General features: G+C 62.1%; 17 protein-coding genes. 8 read left to right on the forward strand and 9 right to left on the reverse strand.

Annotated features, from left to right (window positions below; translation table 11 throughout):
- Nucleotides 1-107: 107 nt before the first annotated feature.
- The 3 genes from AC1DZ8_RS03705 to gcvA form a co-directional block, all read right to left on the reverse strand.
- Entirely contained in the window at nt 108-1,550 is a 1,443-nt protein-coding gene (locus tag AC1DZ8_RS03705; RefSeq protein WP_477306008.1) for a hypothetical protein, read from the reverse strand.
- Nucleotides 1,551-1,861: 311 nt separating this feature from the next.
- Complete coding sequence (gene pncB, locus AC1DZ8_RS03710; RefSeq protein WP_477400320.1) at nt 1,862-3,166, reverse strand: nicotinate phosphoribosyltransferase; 1,305 nt, start codon at nt 3,164-3,166, stop codon at nt 1,862-1,864.
- A 169-nt stretch (nt 3,167-3,335) separates the two neighbouring features.
- Entirely contained in the window at nt 3,336-4,304 is a 969-nt protein-coding gene (gcvA, locus tag AC1DZ8_RS03715; RefSeq protein WP_477400321.1) for a transcriptional regulator GcvA, read from the reverse strand.
- A 208-nt stretch (nt 4,305-4,512) separates the two neighbouring features.
- Between gcvA and speB the strand changes: the two genes are divergently transcribed.
- From speB to AC1DZ8_RS03755, 8 genes are all read left to right on the forward strand, one after another.
- Entirely contained in the window at nt 4,513-5,574 is a 1,062-nt protein-coding gene (gene speB / locus AC1DZ8_RS03720) for an agmatinase (RefSeq protein ID WP_477282987.1), read from the forward strand.
- Between the two features lie 94 nt (nt 5,575-5,668).
- The gene (locus AC1DZ8_RS03725; protein ID WP_477306014.1) at nt 5,669-6,451 is read left to right on the forward strand and encodes a transporter substrate-binding domain-containing protein; all 783 of its coding nucleotides are present in this window, start codon (nt 5,669-5,671) and stop codon (nt 6,449-6,451) included.
- Between the two features lie 6 nt (nt 6,452-6,457).
- The gene (locus tag AC1DZ8_RS03730) at nt 6,458-7,114 is read left to right on the forward strand and encodes an amino acid ABC transporter permease (RefSeq protein WP_477306016.1); all 657 of its coding nucleotides are present in this window, start codon (nt 6,458-6,460) and stop codon (nt 7,112-7,114) included.
- Complete coding sequence (locus AC1DZ8_RS03735; protein ID WP_477306018.1) at nt 7,111-7,758, forward strand: amino acid ABC transporter permease; 648 nt, start codon at nt 7,111-7,113, stop codon at nt 7,756-7,758. Before AC1DZ8_RS03730 ends, AC1DZ8_RS03735 begins: the two co-directional genes overlap by 4 nt.
- Nucleotides 7,759-7,825: 67 nt before the next feature.
- Nucleotides 7,826-8,914: an ABC transporter substrate-binding protein gene (locus AC1DZ8_RS03740; protein WP_477306020.1), complete on the forward strand. Its 1,089-nt coding sequence runs from the start codon at nt 7,826-7,828 to the stop codon at nt 8,912-8,914.
- Nucleotides 8,915-8,995: 81 nt separating this feature from the next.
- Nucleotides 8,996-10,033, forward strand: a complete 1,038-nt coding sequence (locus tag AC1DZ8_RS03745; protein WP_477306022.1) for an ABC transporter ATP-binding protein — start codon at nt 8,996-8,998, stop codon at nt 10,031-10,033.
- Entirely contained in the window at nt 10,030-10,884 is an 855-nt protein-coding gene (locus tag AC1DZ8_RS03750) for an ABC transporter permease (RefSeq protein WP_477306024.1), read from the forward strand. The genes AC1DZ8_RS03745 and AC1DZ8_RS03750 overlap by 4 nt, the downstream gene beginning before the upstream one ends.
- Nucleotides 10,881-11,684 carry an ABC transporter permease gene (locus tag AC1DZ8_RS03755; RefSeq protein ID WP_477306026.1) on the forward strand — a complete coding sequence of 268 codons (804 nt, stop codon included), beginning with the start codon at nt 10,881-10,883 and terminating at the stop codon, nt 11,682-11,684. Before AC1DZ8_RS03750 ends, AC1DZ8_RS03755 begins: the two co-directional genes overlap by 4 nt.
- A 140-nt stretch (nt 11,685-11,824) precedes the next feature.
- On the opposite strand, the gene AC1DZ8_RS03760 is transcribed toward AC1DZ8_RS03755, so the two are convergent.
- The 6 genes from AC1DZ8_RS03760 to AC1DZ8_RS03785 all read right to left on the reverse strand — a co-directional run bounded on the left by AC1DZ8_RS03760 (nt 11,825) and on the right by AC1DZ8_RS03785 (nt 17,386).
- Complete coding sequence (locus AC1DZ8_RS03760) at nt 11,825-13,414, reverse strand: tetratricopeptide repeat-containing sulfotransferase family protein (protein WP_477306028.1); 1,590 nt, start codon at nt 13,412-13,414, stop codon at nt 11,825-11,827.
- A gap of 100 nt (nt 13,415-13,514) precedes the next feature.
- A complete protein-coding gene (locus tag AC1DZ8_RS03765; protein WP_477306030.1) occupies nt 13,515-14,192 on the reverse strand; it encodes an outer membrane protein in 678 nt (225 codons plus the stop codon).
- Nucleotides 14,193-14,573: 381 nt separating this feature from the next.
- Nucleotides 14,574-14,795 (reverse strand): hypothetical protein, encoded by a 222-nt coding sequence (locus AC1DZ8_RS03770; protein ID WP_112560017.1) that lies wholly within the window; start codon nt 14,793-14,795, stop codon nt 14,574-14,576.
- Between the two features lie 29 nt (nt 14,796-14,824).
- A complete protein-coding gene (locus AC1DZ8_RS03775; RefSeq protein WP_477306032.1) occupies nt 14,825-14,983 on the reverse strand; it encodes a DUF1127 domain-containing protein in 159 nt (52 codons plus the stop codon).
- 128 nt (nt 14,984-15,111) lie between these two features.
- Nucleotides 15,112-15,408 (reverse strand): nickel-binding protein, encoded by a 297-nt coding sequence (locus AC1DZ8_RS03780; RefSeq protein ID WP_112560016.1) that lies wholly within the window; start codon nt 15,406-15,408, stop codon nt 15,112-15,114.
- A 178-nt stretch (nt 15,409-15,586) separates the two neighbouring features.
- The gene (locus AC1DZ8_RS03785) at nt 15,587-17,386 is read right to left on the reverse strand and encodes a winged helix-turn-helix domain-containing protein (RefSeq protein WP_477400322.1); all 1,800 of its coding nucleotides are present in this window, start codon (nt 17,384-17,386) and stop codon (nt 15,587-15,589) included.
- Nucleotides 17,387-17,520: the final 134 nt, after the last annotated feature.

Consider the following 17,520-nt stretch of genomic DNA (forward strand, 5'->3'; position numbering starts at 1 on the left):
GGCCACTCCCTTGCAGGAGGGGCGGAAAATCGCATGTATACAAACTAAATCATCAAAGCCTCGACCTGGCAAGCTGCCTTCCGCAAAGGCAGGCCGGTCGTCTTTTGTCATCCCGCTGTCGGCGTGGCAAGCAACCAGAGACCGAAGATGGTGTAGGCGATCATCAGTACGGTGAGCGGCAGTTGACTGAGGGCGGCGCGTGATGGGACCGGGTGCAATCGCCAGGCCAGACCATGGGCGACGAGTACGGCGAGCATGTGGCCGGCAATGATGATGCCCGCCTGCACATTCCACAGCCACCAGGCGGAGTCGGCGCCGGCGACAATGCCGGCTTCGATCTGCATGTCGGCGGTGCCGAACAGGTTCCAGCCCAGCGCGAACGGGTCGGACAGAGCGGCCAGCGCATACTGGCCGTCGACCAGCAGCGCCGTCAGATAGTGCGCGACATGATAGGCAAGCGCGATCGGCACGATCGACCAGACCAGCAGCCCGGCGGCCTCGCCCAGCGAATGCCGGCTGCCGGCAAGGCGCTGGCCGAGGATGACGGCCAGCAGGAACGCTGCTGCCAACAACACGAAGGTCAGCACCAGGCCGAAGCTGCCGATGCCGATGAGCGCGGTGCGGCCGGGATACTCCAGCGGATTGATGCCCAACAGACCGAGCCAGAAGAAGGTTTTCGACAGGCCGTCGAAGGACACTGACGACAGCGCCAGCAGCAGGAAGGCGATGCCGCTGGCGGGCAGAGGTGCTGCGGCGAGCAGTTTTGCGCCTGGCCAGCAGAGATTGAGCCGGCCGGCCTCGTCGCGTTCAAGCACAGCGAAGCGCGCCACCATGGTGAAGAAGATCGTCAGGAATTCACCGCGTTGGCTCCAACCGCGATAGCCGAAGGCGAGCGTGGCGACAAAGGTGAACAGCCAATAGAGGCCGGCGGCATAGGCCAGCCGTGCCGGGTCGTCGGGCGCCGGGTCGATCAGTTCGAACCAGGCAAAGGCGAAGAACAGGATGACGGCCGGCCAGCAGCCGAGCCAGGCGGGCAAACGCGATTCCGGCGCTTCGGCATCGCGCTGACCAAGCAGGCGGGTCACGATCCGCCATGGGCCGTACCAGGGATTCAGCCAGGACCAGAGATCGCCGAGCAGGCCTTGCGCGATGGCGAGGCCGACCCAGAGCAGCGTCCAGATGGTCAGGGGGAGCGGATTGGAGAGCGGGTCGCGGCTGCCGAACAGGCCGGCGGCGATGAGCATTGCAAAGCCGGCAAAAGAGATGAGGCTGATGATTGTGCGAGGAGCGTCGCTGAATGTGAAAAGTGGCAGGCGGCCGCGCCAGAAACGGTCGAGGGCGGCAGGTGGCAAAAGGGCGAGCACGAGGAAGCTGACGGCAACGGCGAGCGCACCGCCTGCGATGTAGTAGCCGGTGGGGAGCAAGAGGACGTGGCCACGGTCGGAGGCGTGGGCGAAGGCGGGAGTGGGAAGGAGGGTGAGGATGGCTGAACAGGCGAAATATCTTCCAACGCGGCGATCCTTCACACCCCCCTCTGTCCTGCCGGACATCTCCCCCTCAAGGGGGGAGATCACGCTGTTGTCTTCGGAACGGAGCCTTTGTCTTTGAAGACACGCGCCTGCTCGGATAGCTTGGCGCCCTTCCTCTCCCCCGTCGATCGGGAGAGAGGTGTCGAGCGAAGCTCGACGGAGTGGGGGTCGACCCCGGCGCGGGTCAAGACGATGCTTGCGCGTGGTCCTCTTTCCCATGTTCGTTGCGGCGGTTGCCAAGTGGTTCCCCCACTCCGTCGCCGCTTCGCGGCGCCACCTCTCCCCCCTCCGGAGGGAGAGGAAAGGAGCCTCTGCTGGGAGAGCCCCAGCCCTCAAACCTTGACCAGCTGCTCCACGCGATCCTTGGCCCCGAAAATCCGGAGATAGCGCTCGATCTCCTTCTTGTCGCCCGTCGCCTTGGCCGGATTGTCCGACAGCTTCACCGCCGGGCGTCCATTGGCCTCCGTCACCTTGCAGACCAGCGATATCGCATCGAGGCTGTTGGTTTCTGTCGGCGCGCAGCCTTCGAAATCGTTGGTGAGGTTGGTGCCCCAGCCGAAGGACATGCGCACCTTGCCCTTGAAGTGGTGATAGGTCTCCTCGATGGTCTCGACCTCCAGCCCGTCGGAGAAGATCAGCAGCTTCTGCCTGGGGTCTTTCCCCTTCTCGCGCCACCAGTCGATGATTTTTTCGCCGCCTTCGATCGGCGGTGCGCTGTCGGGGCGGAAGCCGGTCCAGTCGGCGACCCAGTCCGGCGCGTCGCGCAGGAAGGATGCGGTGCCGAAGGCGTCGGGCAGCACGATCAACAGGTTGCCGCCGTAATAGCGCTGCCAGTCCTGCAGCACCTTGTAGGGCGACTGCTTAAGTTCCTTTTCGGTCTTCGCAAGTGCTGCAAACACCATCGGCAATTCATGCGCGTTGGTGCCCAGCGCTTCGAGATCGTTATCCATGGCCAGCAGCACGTTGGAGGTGCCGGTGAAGGCCTCGCCAATGCCTTCCTTGAGCGCCTCGACGCACCAGCGCTGCCACAGGAACGAATGCCGGCGGCGGGTGCCGAAGTCGGAGATGCGGATGCCGGGCAAGGCCTTCAGCCGCTCGGTCTTGGCCCACATCTTGGCCTTGGCGCGGGCATAGAGCACGTCGAGCGCGAACGGACCGTAGGCGCGCATGGCCGCGCGGGAACGCATTTCGTTGATAATGGCGAGCGCGGGAATCTCCCACAGCGTGGTGTACATCCAGGGACCACTGAAGGAGAGCTCGTACTGGCCGTCGCGCTTGGACAGCTCGTATTCGGGCAGCCTGAAACCTTCCAGCCAGGCGAGGAATTCCGGCTCGAATATCTGCTTGCGGCCATAGAAATTGTTACCGCCGAGCCAGATCATCTCCTTCTTGGAGAAGCGCAGCGTGCGGGCATGGTCGAGCTGGTCGCGCAACTCGCCTTCGTCGATCTCGTGGGCAAGGCGAACCGATGTTGTGCGGTTGATCAGCGAGAAGGTGGTGTCGACCTTGGGATACATGCCCCAGATCATCTGCAGCATCAAAAGCTTGTAGAAATCCGTGTCGAGCAGGCTGCGGACGATCGGGTCCAGCTTCCAGGTATGGTTGTAGACGCGCCGCGCAATATCGGTTCTTGCCATGTCCTGCCGTCGCCTTCGCTGCTAGCGTCTGTCTTACGCAATTCCGGACGGAGAACCGCCGAACACTTTTCCTGGAATTGCTTGGCAAGAGCTTATTAGCATTGAATTTTTGAAAGCGCTGCCCGCTTTCCCGACTGGCCCGACAAAAAGGAGCCGCTCCGGTCCAGCCTCAGCTCTTGGCGCCGACCACCCGCAACGCCGGGCGTTTGCGGCGGATGTTGACGCGGCCGGCCACCGGGGCGTCGGCGCGGCTGTCGGCCTGTTCCTTCTCGGCAAACAGCCAGTCGACGAAGAGTTGCACGATCGGCGCCGAGCGCATTTCGTTGCGACAGACGACATAGAAATCATCGACCGCCGGCACCGACAGGCTGAATGGCGCCACCAGCAGGCCCCTGGCGAGCAGCATGCTGGCGGTGACGGAATCGCCGAGCGCCACGCCATGGCCGTGCACCGCGGCCTCGATGGCGGTACGGGCGTCGCCGAGATGGTGACGGCGGCCGCGTTCGAGGTCCAGCCCGTCTGCGGCGGCCAGCCAGGTGTGCCATTCGCGGCCATCGTCGCCATGCAGGATGACATGGTCGGCGAGATCCCTGCAGGTACGGATCGGCCGGTTGTTGATCAGCGTCGGGCTGACCACCGGGAACAGTTCGAGGCCCGACCATTTGCGCATCCAGCAATCGGTCCAGCTGCCATCGCCATAGAGTATGCAGAGATCGACCTGCGGCGCGCGGATGTCCTTGGGATCGTTGGACGGAACCAGCGTCAGCCTGATATCGGGATATTGCGCCATGAAGCTGCCCAGCCGCGGCGTCATCCACAGAAGCAGGAGCGCCGGTACGCACGAAACCGACAGCGTGCCGGCGCTCGCCGGTCTGGTCATGCGCTGGGTGGCGGCGGCGATGCCGTCGAAGGCGGTCGATACCGCCGGCAGCAGTTCGGCACCATGCGGTGTGAGCTTTACCCGCTGTCCCGTGCGCTCGAACAGTTTTACGCCGAGTGCTTGCTCGAGCGCCTTGATCTGATGGCTGATTGCGCCATGGGTGACGTTCAGCTCACTCGCCGCCTTGGTCAGCGAGGCATGGCGCGCCGTGGCTTCGAAGGCGCGCAGGGGATTTAGGGGCGGCAGACGCTTGGCCATTGATACCCGGATGCTCTGTGAGATTTTCTCACAAGCAACACCCTAACAATATCAATTGATTTTTCAATGCTGCTGCCGGACACTTTGGCAGGTCAACAGCATCAATGACATGAAATCTGCAGGCAGCCAGCGGGACAGCGACCCGGCCGGATGACGGTCAGTTCGCAAGATGTCGCCACGGCCGCATGCACCAGCGGAGGAGACCGACATGGGTTATGATCGTGGCAAGCTCGACGCGTTGCGCCGCAAATATGGCGAGAGCCATGGCGGCGAGATGTTCGACCCCAAGTTCAGGCAGGTCGCCGACAAGATCTTCACCAAGACCGGCACCCGACTGGCGCCCTATTCCGGCATCCCCACCTTCCTCGCCGCTCCCTACCGCGAAATCGCTGCCGACAATCCGGATTTCGGCGATTTGCAGGTGGCCATCATCGGCGTGCCGATGGACCTCGGCGTCACCAACCGTCCCGGCTCGCGCTTCGGGCCACGGGCGCTACGTGCCATCGAGCGCATCGGCCCCTACAACCATGTGCTGGAGTGTGCGCCGACGCATGAGCTTCGCGTCGCCGATATCGGCGACACCCCGTTCCGCAGCCGCTACCGGCTGGAAATCAGCCATGAGGACATCGAGCGCCGTACCAACCAGATCGTCGATGCCGGCGTGCTGCCGCTCTCGGTCGGTGGCGACCACTCGATCAGCCACCCGATCCTGAAAGCGGTCGGCAAGAAGGCTCCGGTCGGCATGATCCATATCGACGCCCATTGCGACACAAGCGGGCTGTTCGACATGACCAAGTTCCACCATGGCGGCCCGTTCCGCAACGCGGTGCTGGACGGCGTGCTCGACCCGACCCGCACCATCCAGATCGGCATCAGAGGCTCGGCTGAATATCTGTGGGAGTTCACCTACGAATCCGGCATGACCGTGGTGCATGCCGAAGAGGTGACCGGGCTCGGCATCCCCGCCATCATCGAGAAGGCGCGCAAGATCGTCGGCGACGGCCCGACCTACATCTCCTTCGATGTCGACAGCGTCGATCCGGCCTTCGCGCCGGGCACCGGCACGCCCGAAATCGGCGGCCTGACGACGCGCGAAGTGCTCGAACTGCTGCGCGGCTTCAAAGGCCTCAACATTGTCGGCGGCGACGTCGTCGAGGTGGCGCCGCAATATGACGCCACCACCAACACCGCCCATGTCGGCGCGCAGGTTCTGTTCGAGATCCTGAGCCTGATGGTGTTCAGCCCGGCCATTACGAGCAAGGGGGCCTGACCGACTTCAGATGCAAAGGCGGTCGCCGCGCTGGAGCCGGCGACCGTTTTCAAAACAAACAAGCTTCCAGAAGGGAACCACAATGAATTTTCACATGAAATCAACCGTCGCCGCCGCGCTGATGCTCGCCGGCCTCGGCTTCGCCTCCCAGGCCCACGCCGACGCCGTCGACGATATCACCAAAGCCGGCGCCATCAATGTCGGCATCTTCTCCGACTTCCCGCCCTTCTCCTCGGCCAGCGCCGATATGAGCATCAAGGGCTATGACGTCGATGTGGCCCAGGCCATTGCCGACTCCTTGAAAGTGAAGCTCAACCTGGTCAGCGTCACCGGCCAGAACCGCATCCCGTATCTCACCGACAAGCGCGTCGATATCCTGATGAGCGTCGGCTACTCCAAGGAGCGCGAGGAGGTGATCGATTTCGCCGCCGCCTATGCGCCTTACTACATCGCCGTCATCGGCCCGGCCGCACTCTCTGTCAAAGGCAAGGAAGACCTCGCCGACAAGTCGATCGCCGTCAATCGCGGCACGCTGGAAGACACCTCGCTGACCGAAGCTGCACCGGCATCGGCCGACATCAAGCGCTTTGACAACTACAACTCCGTCATCCAGGCCTTCATCTCCGGCCAGACCCAGCTGATGGTGGTCGGCAACGATGTCGGCGCCCAGGTGCTGGCCAAGCAGGACGCGCTGAAGCCGGAGCAGAAATTCCAGCTTTTGACCTCGCCCTCGCATATTGGCCTCAACAAGAAAGAGGACCGGCTGAAGACGGCGGTCAATGATGCGGTTGCCAAGATGCTGGCCGACGGCAAGCTCGACGAGAGCTCGAAGGCCTGGCTGAAGACGCCGCTCAATCCAGATAATCTGAAGGACTGAGTTCCCGTGGCTTTTGCCTGGCTTCCAGGTGCTCTGGGCGACATCACGCGCGGCGCGCTCACGACGATCCTGTTGATCGTCGTGACCACGTTCGTGGGTACGCTGCTCAGCATCCTGGGCGCTGCCGGCCGGCGCAACGGCCCGGTGTTCGTGAAGCGCGCCATCGCGGTCTATGTCGAGGTGATGCGCAACACGCCTTTCCTGGTGCAGCTGTTCTTCATCTTCTTCGGCCTGCCCAGCCTCGGCATCAGGCTCGACCCGATCCTGGCCGCCATGCTGGCAATGACGCTCAACATGGCGGCCTACACGATTGAAATCGTCGGCGCCGGCCTCGATGCCGTGCCCGGCGGACAGACGGAAGCAGCACTCTCACTGGGGCTTCGGCCACGCCAGGTGTTCGTCAAGATCGTGCTGCCGCAGGCGCTGAAGGTGATCTATCCGGCGCTGACCAGCCAGGTCGTCATCATGATGCTGGAATCGGCCGTGGTGTCGCAGATTGCGGTGCGTGAACTGACCTACGAGGCCGACATGCTGCAGGCGCGCACCTTCCGTTCCTTCGAGACCTATTTCGTCGTGACGCTGGTTTATCTTGGCCTGTCGATGGCCTTGCGCCGGCTGCTGGTCACAGGCGGGCGCCGCGTATTGGGAGCCGGCGTGTCATGATCGAATTCACCTTCTGGGACATCGTTCGCAACCTGCTGCTCGCCGCCCGCTGGACGGTGCTGTTGTCGCTGGCCGCCTTCGTTGGCGGCGCGCTGGTCGGGCTGATCATCCTGTTCTTCCGCATCGCAGAGAACAAATGGAGCCGGCGCATCGCTTCCGGCTACATCGCATTGTTCCAGGGCACGCCGCTTTTGATGCAGCTGTTCCTGATGTTCTTCGGCCTGCCGATGCTCGGCCTGCGCATCGAGCCGTGGACTGCCGCAGTGCTTGGCCTGACCTTCTTCGCCAGCGCCTATCTGGCCGAGATCTGGCGCAGCGGCGTCGATGCGCTGCCGCGCGGGCAATGGGACGCCGGCGCCAGCCTTGGCCTGCACCGGTTGCAGGAGCTGAGGCTGATCATCCTGCCGCAGGCGTTCTCGATCACAAGGGCGCCGACCGTCGGCTTCCTGGTGCAATTGATCAAATCGACGGCGCTGACCTCGATCATCGGCTTCGAGGAGCTGGTCAGGACCTCCAACGCCATCAACAACGCCACCTTCGAACCGTTCAAGGTCTACGGGCTGGTGGCGCTGATCTTCTTCGTCATGTGCTTTCCACTGACGCAATACGCCCGTACGCTCGAACAACGAGCGGCGGCCCACTGACGCCAGGCGGCGACAGTGCGTGAAGGGAACCTGCCGGCATGACCGGCATCAACTGAGGAGAAATCGGATGAACAGACTGATCGGAAAATCCCTGACGCGGCGCGGCGTGCTTGGCGCGGGCCTGGCCACCGCTGGCGTGCTCGCCATGCCGTCGATCCTGCGGGCGCAGGACAAGTCGCTGAAGGTTGGTGTCTATGGCGGCTATTTCAAGAAATCCTTCGACGAGCACGTCTTCCCCGACTTCACCAAGGCCACCGGCATTGCGGTGGAATCGGTCGCGGAGCCGACCGGCGAGGCCTGGCTGGTGCAGCTGGAGCAGGCGGCCAAGGCCGGCCAGGCGCCCGCCGACCTTTCGATGATGTCGCAGACTTCGACGCTGAAGGGGCAGTCGACGGAATTGTGGACGCCGCTCGATACGTCGAAGTTCAAGCACTATGGCGACCTGTTGCCTCGCTTCATCAACAAATATCCGGATGGCCGCGTTGCCGGTGTCGGCGCCGTCGCCTGGTGGATCACGCTGGTCTCCAACACCGACGTCTACAAGGATGCGCCGACATCATGGGATGCGCTGTGGGACAAGGCCAATGAAGACAAGCTTGGCCTGCTGGCGCTTGCCTCCAACTCGTTCCTGCTCGAAGTGACGGCCAAGACCTTCATGGGCGGCACAAATGCGCTCGACACCGAGGACGGGCTGAACAAGGCGTTCGAGAAGCTCGCCGAGCTGAAGCCGAATGTCCGCCTGTGGTATCGCGACGAAGCACAGTTCGAACAGGCGCTGAAGTCGGGCGAAATCCCGATGGGCCAGTATTATCACGACGTCACCGGGCTCGCGGTCGCCGACGGCTTCCATGTCCGCTCGACCTTCCCGAAGGAAGGCGGCATCCAGGATTCCGGCAATTGGGTGCTGTCGCGCGCCTCGACCAAGGTCGACGAGGCGCATGCCTTCATCGACTATATGAGCCAGCCGTCTATGCAGGGCGTCATGTCGCGCAAGGTCGGCACCACACCGACCTTGAAGAAAGAGGTGCTCGACCTCAAGCCGGAAGAGTTCGCCGCGGTGTCGTCGGATATCGATCCGATCATCCCGCGCTACGACCTCTATACGTCGAAAGCCGACTGGATCAACCAGAAGTGGACCGAGCTGATCGTCGGCTGATCAGCCCGATCCGCTTGAAAACTGATCGGCCGCCGGATTTCTTCCGGCGGCCTTGAAGCGCACAGCCTGAGAGGGATGAGCATGCCCGGACTAGACATCAACAGCATCACCAAAAAATTCGGCAATTTCGCCGCTGTCGACAATGTCCAGCTCAACGTGCCGCACGGCACGTTCGTGTGCCTGCTCGGCCCATCGGGCTGCGGCAAGACCACGCTGCTGCGCATGATTGCCGGGCTGGAGGAGCCGACCAGCGGCGCCATCGTGCTCGACGGCGAGGACATCACGCCGCTGCCGACGCACAAGCGCAATCTCGGCATGGTGTTCCAGTCGCTGGCGCTGTTTCCGCATCTCTCCGTCGGCGACAACATCGCCTATGCGCTGCGCATTCGCGGCGCCTCGAAGGAGGAGCAGAAGAAGCGCGTCGACGAGTTGCTGAATCTCATCCATCTGACCGGCTTTGCCGACCGGCCGGTGGCGAAACTGTCGGGCGGCCAGCGCCAGCGCGTGGCGATTGCCCGGGCGCTGGCGCTGTCGCCGAAGCTGTTCCTGCTCGACGAACCGCTGTCGGCGCTGGACGCCAAGCTGCGCGAGGCCATGCAGGTGGAACTGCGCCAGCTGCAGCAGCGGCTCGGCATCACCACCATCGTCGTTACCCACGACCAGCGTGAAGCCATGACCATGGCCGACCTCGTCGTCGTCATGGGTCACGGCAAGATTTTGCAGGCGGCGCCGCCGATCGAGATCTACCGCAAGCCAGCCGACGCCTTCGTCGCCGACTTCATCGGCATCACCAATCTGCTGCCGGCCGAAGTCGACAGCGGGGGCCGCACCACGATCCTGGGCACTGCCATTCCGGGCCTGGCGATGCCGGCCGGGCAAACCAAAGCCTCCGTCTCGGTCCGCCCCGAGGATGTGCATCTCGGCAGCCCCGGCGGCTCGGCCATCACCGGCGAAGTGAGCTTCGTGCGCGATCTCGGCGGCACCATCGAGACCTTCGTCGATGTCGGCGGCACCAGCATCATCGCGGTGACGACGCCGCGCGAACGGCATGACGTGCCGGTCGGCGCCAAGGTCGGCGTCACGCTGCCGCCGGCCAGCTGCGTGGTGCTCGGCGCATGAGACGCGAAGCTCCGAAGTCGGTAGCCGACTACACGCCGCTGTTCTTTCCGGCGCTGATGCTGATCGTCTTCTTCGTCGTGCCGTTCTCGACGATGATCGCGGTGAGCTTCTTCAAGCGCAATCCATCCGGTTTCTACACGCCGGATTTCGTGTTCGACAATTACGCCCGCTTCCTGTCGGTGTTCTTCGGCGGCGTGCTCGGCTTCTCGCTGATGTTGGCGGTGCTGGTCGCGGTCTGTTGCGTCTGCATCGCCTTCCCGTTCACCTATCTCCTGACCCGCCGGCCGCGCCGCGTGCAGACACTGTGGCTGGTCGGCCTCTTGTCGGTGCTGTCGCTGTCGGAAGTCATTATTGGCTTTGCTTGGTCGACGCTGTTTTCGCGCACCGCAGGCATCACCAATCTGTTCGTGGCGATCGGGCTGATGGACAAGCCGGTGGCGCTGCTGCCGACCTTCGGCGCGGTGCTGACCGGCATGGTCTACCAGGCGCTGCCTTACACCATCCTGGTGCTCTACCCCGCTCTGGTGCGCCTCGACCCGACTTTGCTGGAGGCTGCGCGCACGCTCGGCGCCTCGCCGATCCGCGCCTTCTTCAACGTTGTCGCGCCGGCGCTGCGCAACACCATCGTAGCCACACTGATCATGGTCTTTGTGTTTGCGCTCGGTTCCTATCTGCTGCCGCAAATCCTCGGGCGGCCGCAACACTGGACGCTGTCGGTGCTGATCACCGACCAGGCGATCTATCAGTCCAACATGCCATTTGGCGCGGCGATGGCGGTGTTCCTGGTGCTGATCTCGTTGGCGCTGGTCGGACTGACATTGCTCGTCGGACGCCGGGAGAACGCCCTATGACCGCGACCTTGCTGCGCCGTGTCTATTTCACCATCGTCGCCTTGTTCCTGGCCGCGCCGCTCATCGTCGTCGCCGGCGTGTCGGTGAATTCGCGGCAGGAGCTCAGCTTCCCGCCGGTCGGCTTCTCGGTCGCCTGGTACGCCCAGATCTTCACCGACCCGGAATGGCGGCTGGCGCTGATCCATTCGGTGACGCTGGCCGTCTGTTCGGCGGCGATTGCCGTCGCGGTCGCGCTGCCGCTGGCCTGGTTCCTGTGGCGGCGCATCGCGCCATGGGCGAACATTTTTCAGGTTCTGGGGCTCGCGCCCTTCATCCTGCCGCCGGTCATCACCGCACTCGGCTTTCTCAGCTTCTGGGCGACGGTCGGGCTGTTCGGCCAGTTCTTCACCGCCATCATCAGCCACGCCATCTTCTTCGTGACGCTACCGCTGGTGACGTTGTCGCTGGGCTTTGCCTCGATCGACCGCTCGCTGGTCGAGGCTGCCGCCACCATGGGCGCCGACGACCGCACCGTGCTGAAGACGGTGGTGTTGCCGCTGATCCTGCCCTACCTCGTCTCGGGCTATGCCTTCGCCTTCGTGCTGTCGCTCAACGAATACATCGTCGCCTATATGACGATCGGCTTCACCACCGAGACGCTGCCGATCAAGATCTTCAACGCCCTGCGCTATGGCTACACGCCGACCATGGCCGCGGTGTCGGTGTTCTTCGTTGCGGTGGCGGCACTGGTGTTCGGCTCGATCGCCAGGTTCGGCGATATTCGCAGGCTGCTCGGCGCGATGTCGTCGGAGGGCAACTGAATGCATGTAAGAGCGTGAGCATCGGGGCTTTTACGGCCCCGATGCGCCAACCGCTGGTTTCCTGTGGCGAAGGCATGGCCAATTTAGCCTCGAGCGCCATGGCGTGAGCAGCCACTGCCTCGGACGTGTTCAACGCGATCTCAGACTTGGGCGAGCGGCCCCAGCGCGGCCCGCAACGGGTCAAGGGCATCGCCATATAGCTTCCAACGCTCGACAGAGGTTGAATAGATCGGCTGGCGCACCTGCCAGCGGCTCGGCGTTCGGACTGTGCGTTCAGTCTGGTGAAATTGCAGACAGGCGGCGTCCCACTCCATACCGAGGAAAGCGATCAATCCGCGAGCCTGGGTTTCGAAATCAGCCACGGTTCGTTCGTATTGCATGTCATGGATAGCAATTGGCAGGACCTTTGCCCAATGATTCATCAGGCGATCATATTGCCGATAATACTGGCCAAGTTTGGCGAGGTCGGCATTGTAGCCATGCGCATCCGAAAAATTGTGCATGAAGCAGGATGTGCAATTGTCCATCGGGTCGCGCATGCAATGGACGACACGCGCGTTTGGCAAAACAAGGCTGATGAAAGCCAATAGTTCGAAATTATGCGGCATCTTGTCGATGACGCGTATCGCTTTGTCGTTGCGCTTCTTGAGATAGCCGAGATATTTCGAACCGAGGTCTTTGGCTTTCTGCGGAGTGAGTGCCTCCATGGCCTTGGTGAAGATCGTAGGATCAAGCTGATCGAACCCAAGTTCTGCAGCCAACAGACGGATAATCGGCAGTTCGCCGGCGCCATAGATACCCCGATGGCTGGCGCATATCTGCTCGGTCAGCGTCGTTCCCGAACGCGGCATGCCAACGATGAAGACAGGTCGGTCGGTCGGATTGCCAAATGCTTGACGAGCTTCAAAAAAACCAGCGTCGAAAGTGTGGATGAAGCTGTCGTAAAGCCTCGTGTGCAGGTCAATATCGAAGTCGCTGCCGGAAATGGCCTTTGCCTTGGTGAAATGGCGGATCGCAAGCAGATACTCGTGTTGGTCGTTAAGCATCTTTCCTGCGGCATGGTGGAGGATCACCCGATCACGATCGGTGGTCGTCGGCAGCTCGAGGCGGGCCTGCACCAACGCCAGGGCGGGATCGCCCTTGATCGCCCGTCGTGCGAGCGCCAGACCGGCCAGTGCCTCGACATTCCGCTGGTCGAGGGCAATGGCACGCTCAAAATATCCAACCGCTTCGGCTTGTCTGCCCATATCCGTGAGGAGGTCGCCCATGCCGACAAGGGCAGTGAGCGACCGGCCGTCGACCTCCAGCGCCCTGCGGTAGAAACCCTCGGCAATCTCGCCCGCAAGTTCAGCCCTATAGGATCGGCCAAGGTTGCACATAGCCTCGATCAGCCTGCCGTCCAGATCGATCGCTTTTCTTAGATGCTTGCGCGCCAGATCGACATTGCCGACAAGATTATAGACGTTACCAAGATTATTTCGGAAAACAGCGCTGTTGGGATCGAGTTTGACTGCTCGTTTCATGTAGCCAATGGCCACATCGTTTCGATGCGCTTCGATTGCCAGCGTGCCCATCAGGTTAAGCGCCATGGCATTGTTGGGTTGCTGGCGGAGTACAGTCTGGTAGCAGAACTCTGCTTCGCGAAAGAGATTTCGCCGTTGAAAGTCGATACCGCGCTGTAAAGTTTCCAGAGCAGATTTCCCCGTGGTGGGGTGTGAGTTCTGGGCCATAGCTATGGTGCCACGGTTTGCTGGAGCGGCGGCGACGGGATCGTTAACTCCTGGTTGCCGGACAGCCGACAACAGTCGGCCGGATCAAGTTTGCAACCAATCAGAATTTGAACGTCACGCCAAGCTGAAGGTTTTGGGAATTCAGCTTGCCGTTTGAAAAAACGGCATCGCCTTCGCGACTGGAATCGAAGTCGACACTGGAGACAGCCTTGAACCGGTAGCCAAAGTCGATGTCGATATTCTGCGCCAGCGCGTAGTTGACGCCGGCTCCCAACTGACCGGCGAAGCCCCACCCGCCCGGCCCGTACCCATACGAGTGGCCGTCCCAATGCGTGTCGGCAGTTACATAAGCGGCGCCGAGGCCGCCGCCAGCGTAGACCGTCGCCTTCCCGAAATGAGCAACGTCGGCCCAGACGTTGGCGAGCAAATAGGTAGCTGACAAATTACCCGAGGCCGGGTACCCGGAAAAAATACCCTCGGAATACGTGCTCGCCTTGTAACGAGCGTAGGACAGTTCACCTTCGACGCGGGATACGTCATTGAGCCGTTTGCCAACGGCCGCGCCGACGATGAAGCCGGTCTTGAAGTCCATGGAAAAGTCATTGTTGTAGTAGTCTGCGTGGGTCTTTACCTCACTTGGAAAGCTCGCGCCGCCGAACAGCGTGACATACCAAAGGTCCTGGGCAGAAGGGATTTCTACGGCCTCGGCCGCATGTGCAGAGGTCCAGCCGAGCGCCAGAGCTAACGTCGACACGCTGGCCATCAGGTTCAGTTTCATGAACAGTCCATCCCCACACCGACATGCATCAGGAGACATCAGTCCGGGCCAATTGCCGAACTGTCAACCTTTGAACATGCAACCTGATTTTTCGGCCGAGATTAACAGCAATTCCCGTTGCAATACTGCAACAACCGGATTGTGGCGTCATGGTCAGCGCAAAGTTTGCTGCGAGCAAGCTGCGTGCCAACGCACAGGCACGACCATGCAGCGCCCGGTGCCAATCAATCGAGGCAACTGAGGTCTGACCAAAAGCGGGTCCACGTCCACTGACCAGGTAGACCCGCGAACTGCAACGCACCTCACACCGTCCTAGATTCAGCTTTCTTTTGACCGAAGCGAACACGTCAGGCTCGCGCAGAACAGGTCAGCAGCTTTGCCTCAACCATAGCGAGATTTCAAAATGCGACCGATCTGGACCAGATTCAGGAGCACAAAGAAAACGTTCCAGCCGACGACGTTCATGAGCGGCGCCGGCTGGCTGTAGAAATACACGGCAAGACAGATTGCAGCCGCCGTGGTGAGAATCCTCAGCCGCAAAATGTCCAGCGTGAAGTAGGCGATCACATACAAGATGTTCGCCATGTTTATCAGAAGGTCCATGTCCCTGGTTCCAATTGAGTGCCGGGCACTCAGACGAGACGGTCCTTGAAGTGTTCCCGGACGGAAAAGGGGATCGCACCGCGGCGAATGCCTATGTCCTTCAGGATGTGGTCGGGCAGTTCCTGCAAGGCCCTCTCGGCCCTGCGTGCTCTCAGCCCGATCGAAACGCGCTTCAGGTAGTGAAACATTGCTTTCTCCGTTCGTGGGAAGTGCAGCGCATGGAATGCGGTATGCCGCCACAGGCGCCGTGCTGTTCATGTCTGCTGGTTGAATGACGCTGCCTCGCTTTGTTCAGGCGAGGCAGCGACTGGAGGCGTCAGGCCGCCGCCGTCATCGGATCGTTGCGAAGGATGACCGTGTCGGCGACGGGGTAGAATTCCTCACCGGGCATGCCGACGCGCTTGGCGTGATCCCGGATGGCCTCGCCGTCCTTGGCCTCGTAGATGCAGAAGGTACCGATGCGCCCGTCGGGCTCGTGCACGACGTAGCTGCGGATCCAGCTGACCGTGCCCGCCATCTGTTCCTTGGCGACCTTTGCCGATTTCGCGCCGGCGGCTTCGAGTTCCTGCAGAGATGCCCATGCGCTCGGGCGGCGGATAACAAACAGGTTCATGATCTTTCCCTTTCGATTTGGCGCCAGCCTTTCGCCGGCGCGGCTGATTGCCAGGCATGTCTGCTTGGCTGGGGAAAAATTACCTTCGAGGGGGACTGATCGTCCTTACCGGGACCTGATCTCCGGCTGATCTTTTCGCCGCCAACCACCGACAAGCTTGATCAGGAGGCAGGCAGCATCAGAGGCTGAGTTCTTGCATGGAGCCATCGACAAGCGGCTGGCTCTCGCGCGAAAAGCCATGGCGAAGCGTTGCGGCTTCCTCTTCCAGGCGCCGTGATCCCAGCTGACGGGCAGATCTCTCTGCCGCGGTGATTTCCACTTTCGCTCCGCTGACGTCGCCCGACCGCAACAAGGCACTGGCGAGCTGCAGCCGAACCCTTGCCGCGTGATACTCGACGCCTGCGCTGGTCCAGAGCTGCCGGGCCAACAGCAGCAGCCGATTTCCGTTCGGGTCGCCTGGCTCGCAGAGCGCCGCCTTGGTTTCGGCTATCAAAGCCTGCGTTGCCGGTTGCCGCCAGCGTTCAGGCTGTGCATCGATTTCGTTGAGATAGATCGACGCCTGGGCAGAGCGCCTGCCGCGCGCCGCAATGCAGGCTGCGTTCACCAGCAGGTTTCCGCGCCGCTGCAGATGGAACCACGACATCCCTTGCAGAGCCCGATCGAGTGCGGCAAGCGCGCCGTCCAGATCGCCTGTTTCGAACAAAAGTACAGCATTGCCCGGCTCCGCGTCCCAACCCAGTGCATAAGCCTGGTCGTAGTCGGCGCGCGCCGATATGAGGTCGCCGATCATGGCGAAGATATCGCCGCGGACACGGAAGCCTTCGCCGAGCGACCAGGATTCCTCCGCGGAGAGTTTGGGAAGCGCTTCGTTTATACAGGTCAGGGCTTCAGGCAATATCTGCTGCGCCGCGACCACTTCGGCACGATGAAGGTCGCACGCGCCCGAGGTCTGCGCAAAACTTGCGGTGCACCAGCTTTCAAAACCTTCGCTCCACTGGCGGGCACGGGGCCAATCGGCGTACGTCCTGCAGCTCCACAGGATGTTGCAGTAAACCAGACTGCCGGTGATCGGGTCGACCTGGCTCGACAGAGCGATCGCCGCCGCATGGTTTTGCTGCTCGCTGCCCTCCTCGATCTTGCCGAGGGCGAGGTTGAAAAACCCCTTGTATGTCAACGTCAGAGCCCGCAGGCCGGGATCGTCGCAATTTTCGGCAATCGCGTAAGCGGCTGACGCCAGTTGCAGCGCTTGTTCGGGACGTCCGCCCGAGGATGCCAGGCGCGACCGCATCCACAGCAGATAGGCTTGCGTGCTATCGTCCGGCGACTGAGACAGAAGCGACGCAGCACGTTCCAGCCATCCCTCCGCAACGGCGCCCGATCCGCGCTCGGCCTGGATCTTTGCCAGCGTGACAGCGGATCTCGCGGCGCGGGCCAGGTCGCCGGCCTCGACATGAGCCGTCACTGCGCGGGCGAGCACCGGGATCGCCTCGGTCGGCCGCCCGCCACATTCGACGACCAGAGCCCAGAGATCGACGTCCGCGGGAGAGAGAGCTTCATTATCCGCCAAATGCGCGAACAGTTTTGCAGCCGCGCTCCAATCGCACAGGGCTGCCAGCCTGCGGGCCTCAGCAAGCTCGTCGTCCCCTTGCAACGAGGCAGGCCGGACATACCCCAGTCCCGGTTCATCGATGGCGAAGCGATAGCCGTGGCGAACGTAGCTGTGTATCGCATCCTGCAGGCCGCCGGCTGCAAGCGCCTTTCGGGTGAGGCTGACCACGCGCTGAAGCGATGCTTCCGTCACGATGACATCGGGCCAAAGCGCGTCCATCAGTTCGTCTTTGGGGACGACCCGGCCGGCGTTGCGTACCAGATACACCAGCAAATCAAAGACAAGCGGCTGGATCTTCTGCCCAACGCCACTTAGCGACAGCTTGCGGGCAGCTTCATCAAGTTCGAATTGTCCAAATGAGTATTGCATCGCCCCTTTCCGATGCAACAATCTACCTTATCAGCTTTGATTGTGGGAGAGGCTTGGCCCGAAAGGTGGCAAGGCAATTGTAGTCGAAGCCGCCGTCTCCATGGCGGCGCAGGCTGCTCAGTGCGATGTCGTCG

Source organism: Mesorhizobium sp. P2_F7, assembly GCF_056403695.1.

Bases quoted from the DNA above. Each gene is read 5' to 3' on its own strand.
- AC1DZ8_RS03750 (WP_477306024.1), top strand. From the start codon at position 10,030: ATGAGACGCGAAGCTCCGAAGTCGGTAGCCGACTACACGCCGCTGTTC.
- AC1DZ8_RS03785 (WP_477400322.1), bottom strand. From the start codon at position 17,386: ATGCAATACTCATTTGGACAATTCGAACTTGATGAAGCTGCCCGCAAG.
- AC1DZ8_RS03745 (WP_477306022.1), top strand. From the start codon at position 8,996: ATGCCCGGACTAGACATCAACAGCATCACCAAAAAATTCGGCAATTTC.
- speB (WP_477282987.1), top strand. From the start codon at position 4,513: ATGGGTTATGATCGTGGCAAGCTCGACGCGTTGCGCCGCAAATATGGC.
- gcvA (WP_477400321.1), bottom strand. From the start codon at position 4,304: ATGGCCAAGCGTCTGCCGCCCCTAAATCCCCTGCGCGCCTTCGAAGCC.
- AC1DZ8_RS03725 (WP_477306014.1), top strand. From the start codon at position 5,669: ATGAAATCAACCGTCGCCGCCGCGCTGATGCTCGCCGGCCTCGGCTTC.
- AC1DZ8_RS03705 (WP_477306008.1), bottom strand. From the start codon at position 1,550: ATGTCCGGCAGGACAGAGGGGGGTGTGAAGGATCGCCGCGTTGGAAGA.
- AC1DZ8_RS03780 (WP_112560016.1), bottom strand. From the start codon at position 15,408: ATGAACCTGTTTGTTATCCGCCGCCCGAGCGCATGGGCATCTCTGCAG.
- AC1DZ8_RS03765 (WP_477306030.1), bottom strand. From the start codon at position 14,192: ATGAAACTGAACCTGATGGCCAGCGTGTCGACGTTAGCTCTGGCGCTC.
- pncB (WP_477400320.1), bottom strand. From the start codon at position 3,166: ATGGCAAGAACCGATATTGCGCGGCGCGTCTACAACCATACCTGGAAG.
- AC1DZ8_RS03760 (WP_477306028.1), bottom strand. From the start codon at position 13,414: ATGGCCCAGAACTCACACCCCACCACGGGGAAATCTGCTCTGGAAACT.
- AC1DZ8_RS03735 (WP_477306018.1), top strand. From the start codon at position 7,111: ATGATCGAATTCACCTTCTGGGACATCGTTCGCAACCTGCTGCTCGCC.
- AC1DZ8_RS03770 (WP_112560017.1), bottom strand. From the start codon at position 14,795: ATGGACCTTCTGATAAACATGGCGAACATCTTGTATGTGATCGCCTAC.
- AC1DZ8_RS03740 (WP_477306020.1), top strand. From the start codon at position 7,826: ATGAACAGACTGATCGGAAAATCCCTGACGCGGCGCGGCGTGCTTGGC.
- AC1DZ8_RS03775 (WP_477306032.1), bottom strand. From the start codon at position 14,983: ATGTTTCACTACCTGAAGCGCGTTTCGATCGGGCTGAGAGCACGCAGG.
- AC1DZ8_RS03755 (WP_477306026.1), top strand. From the start codon at position 10,881: ATGACCGCGACCTTGCTGCGCCGTGTCTATTTCACCATCGTCGCCTTG.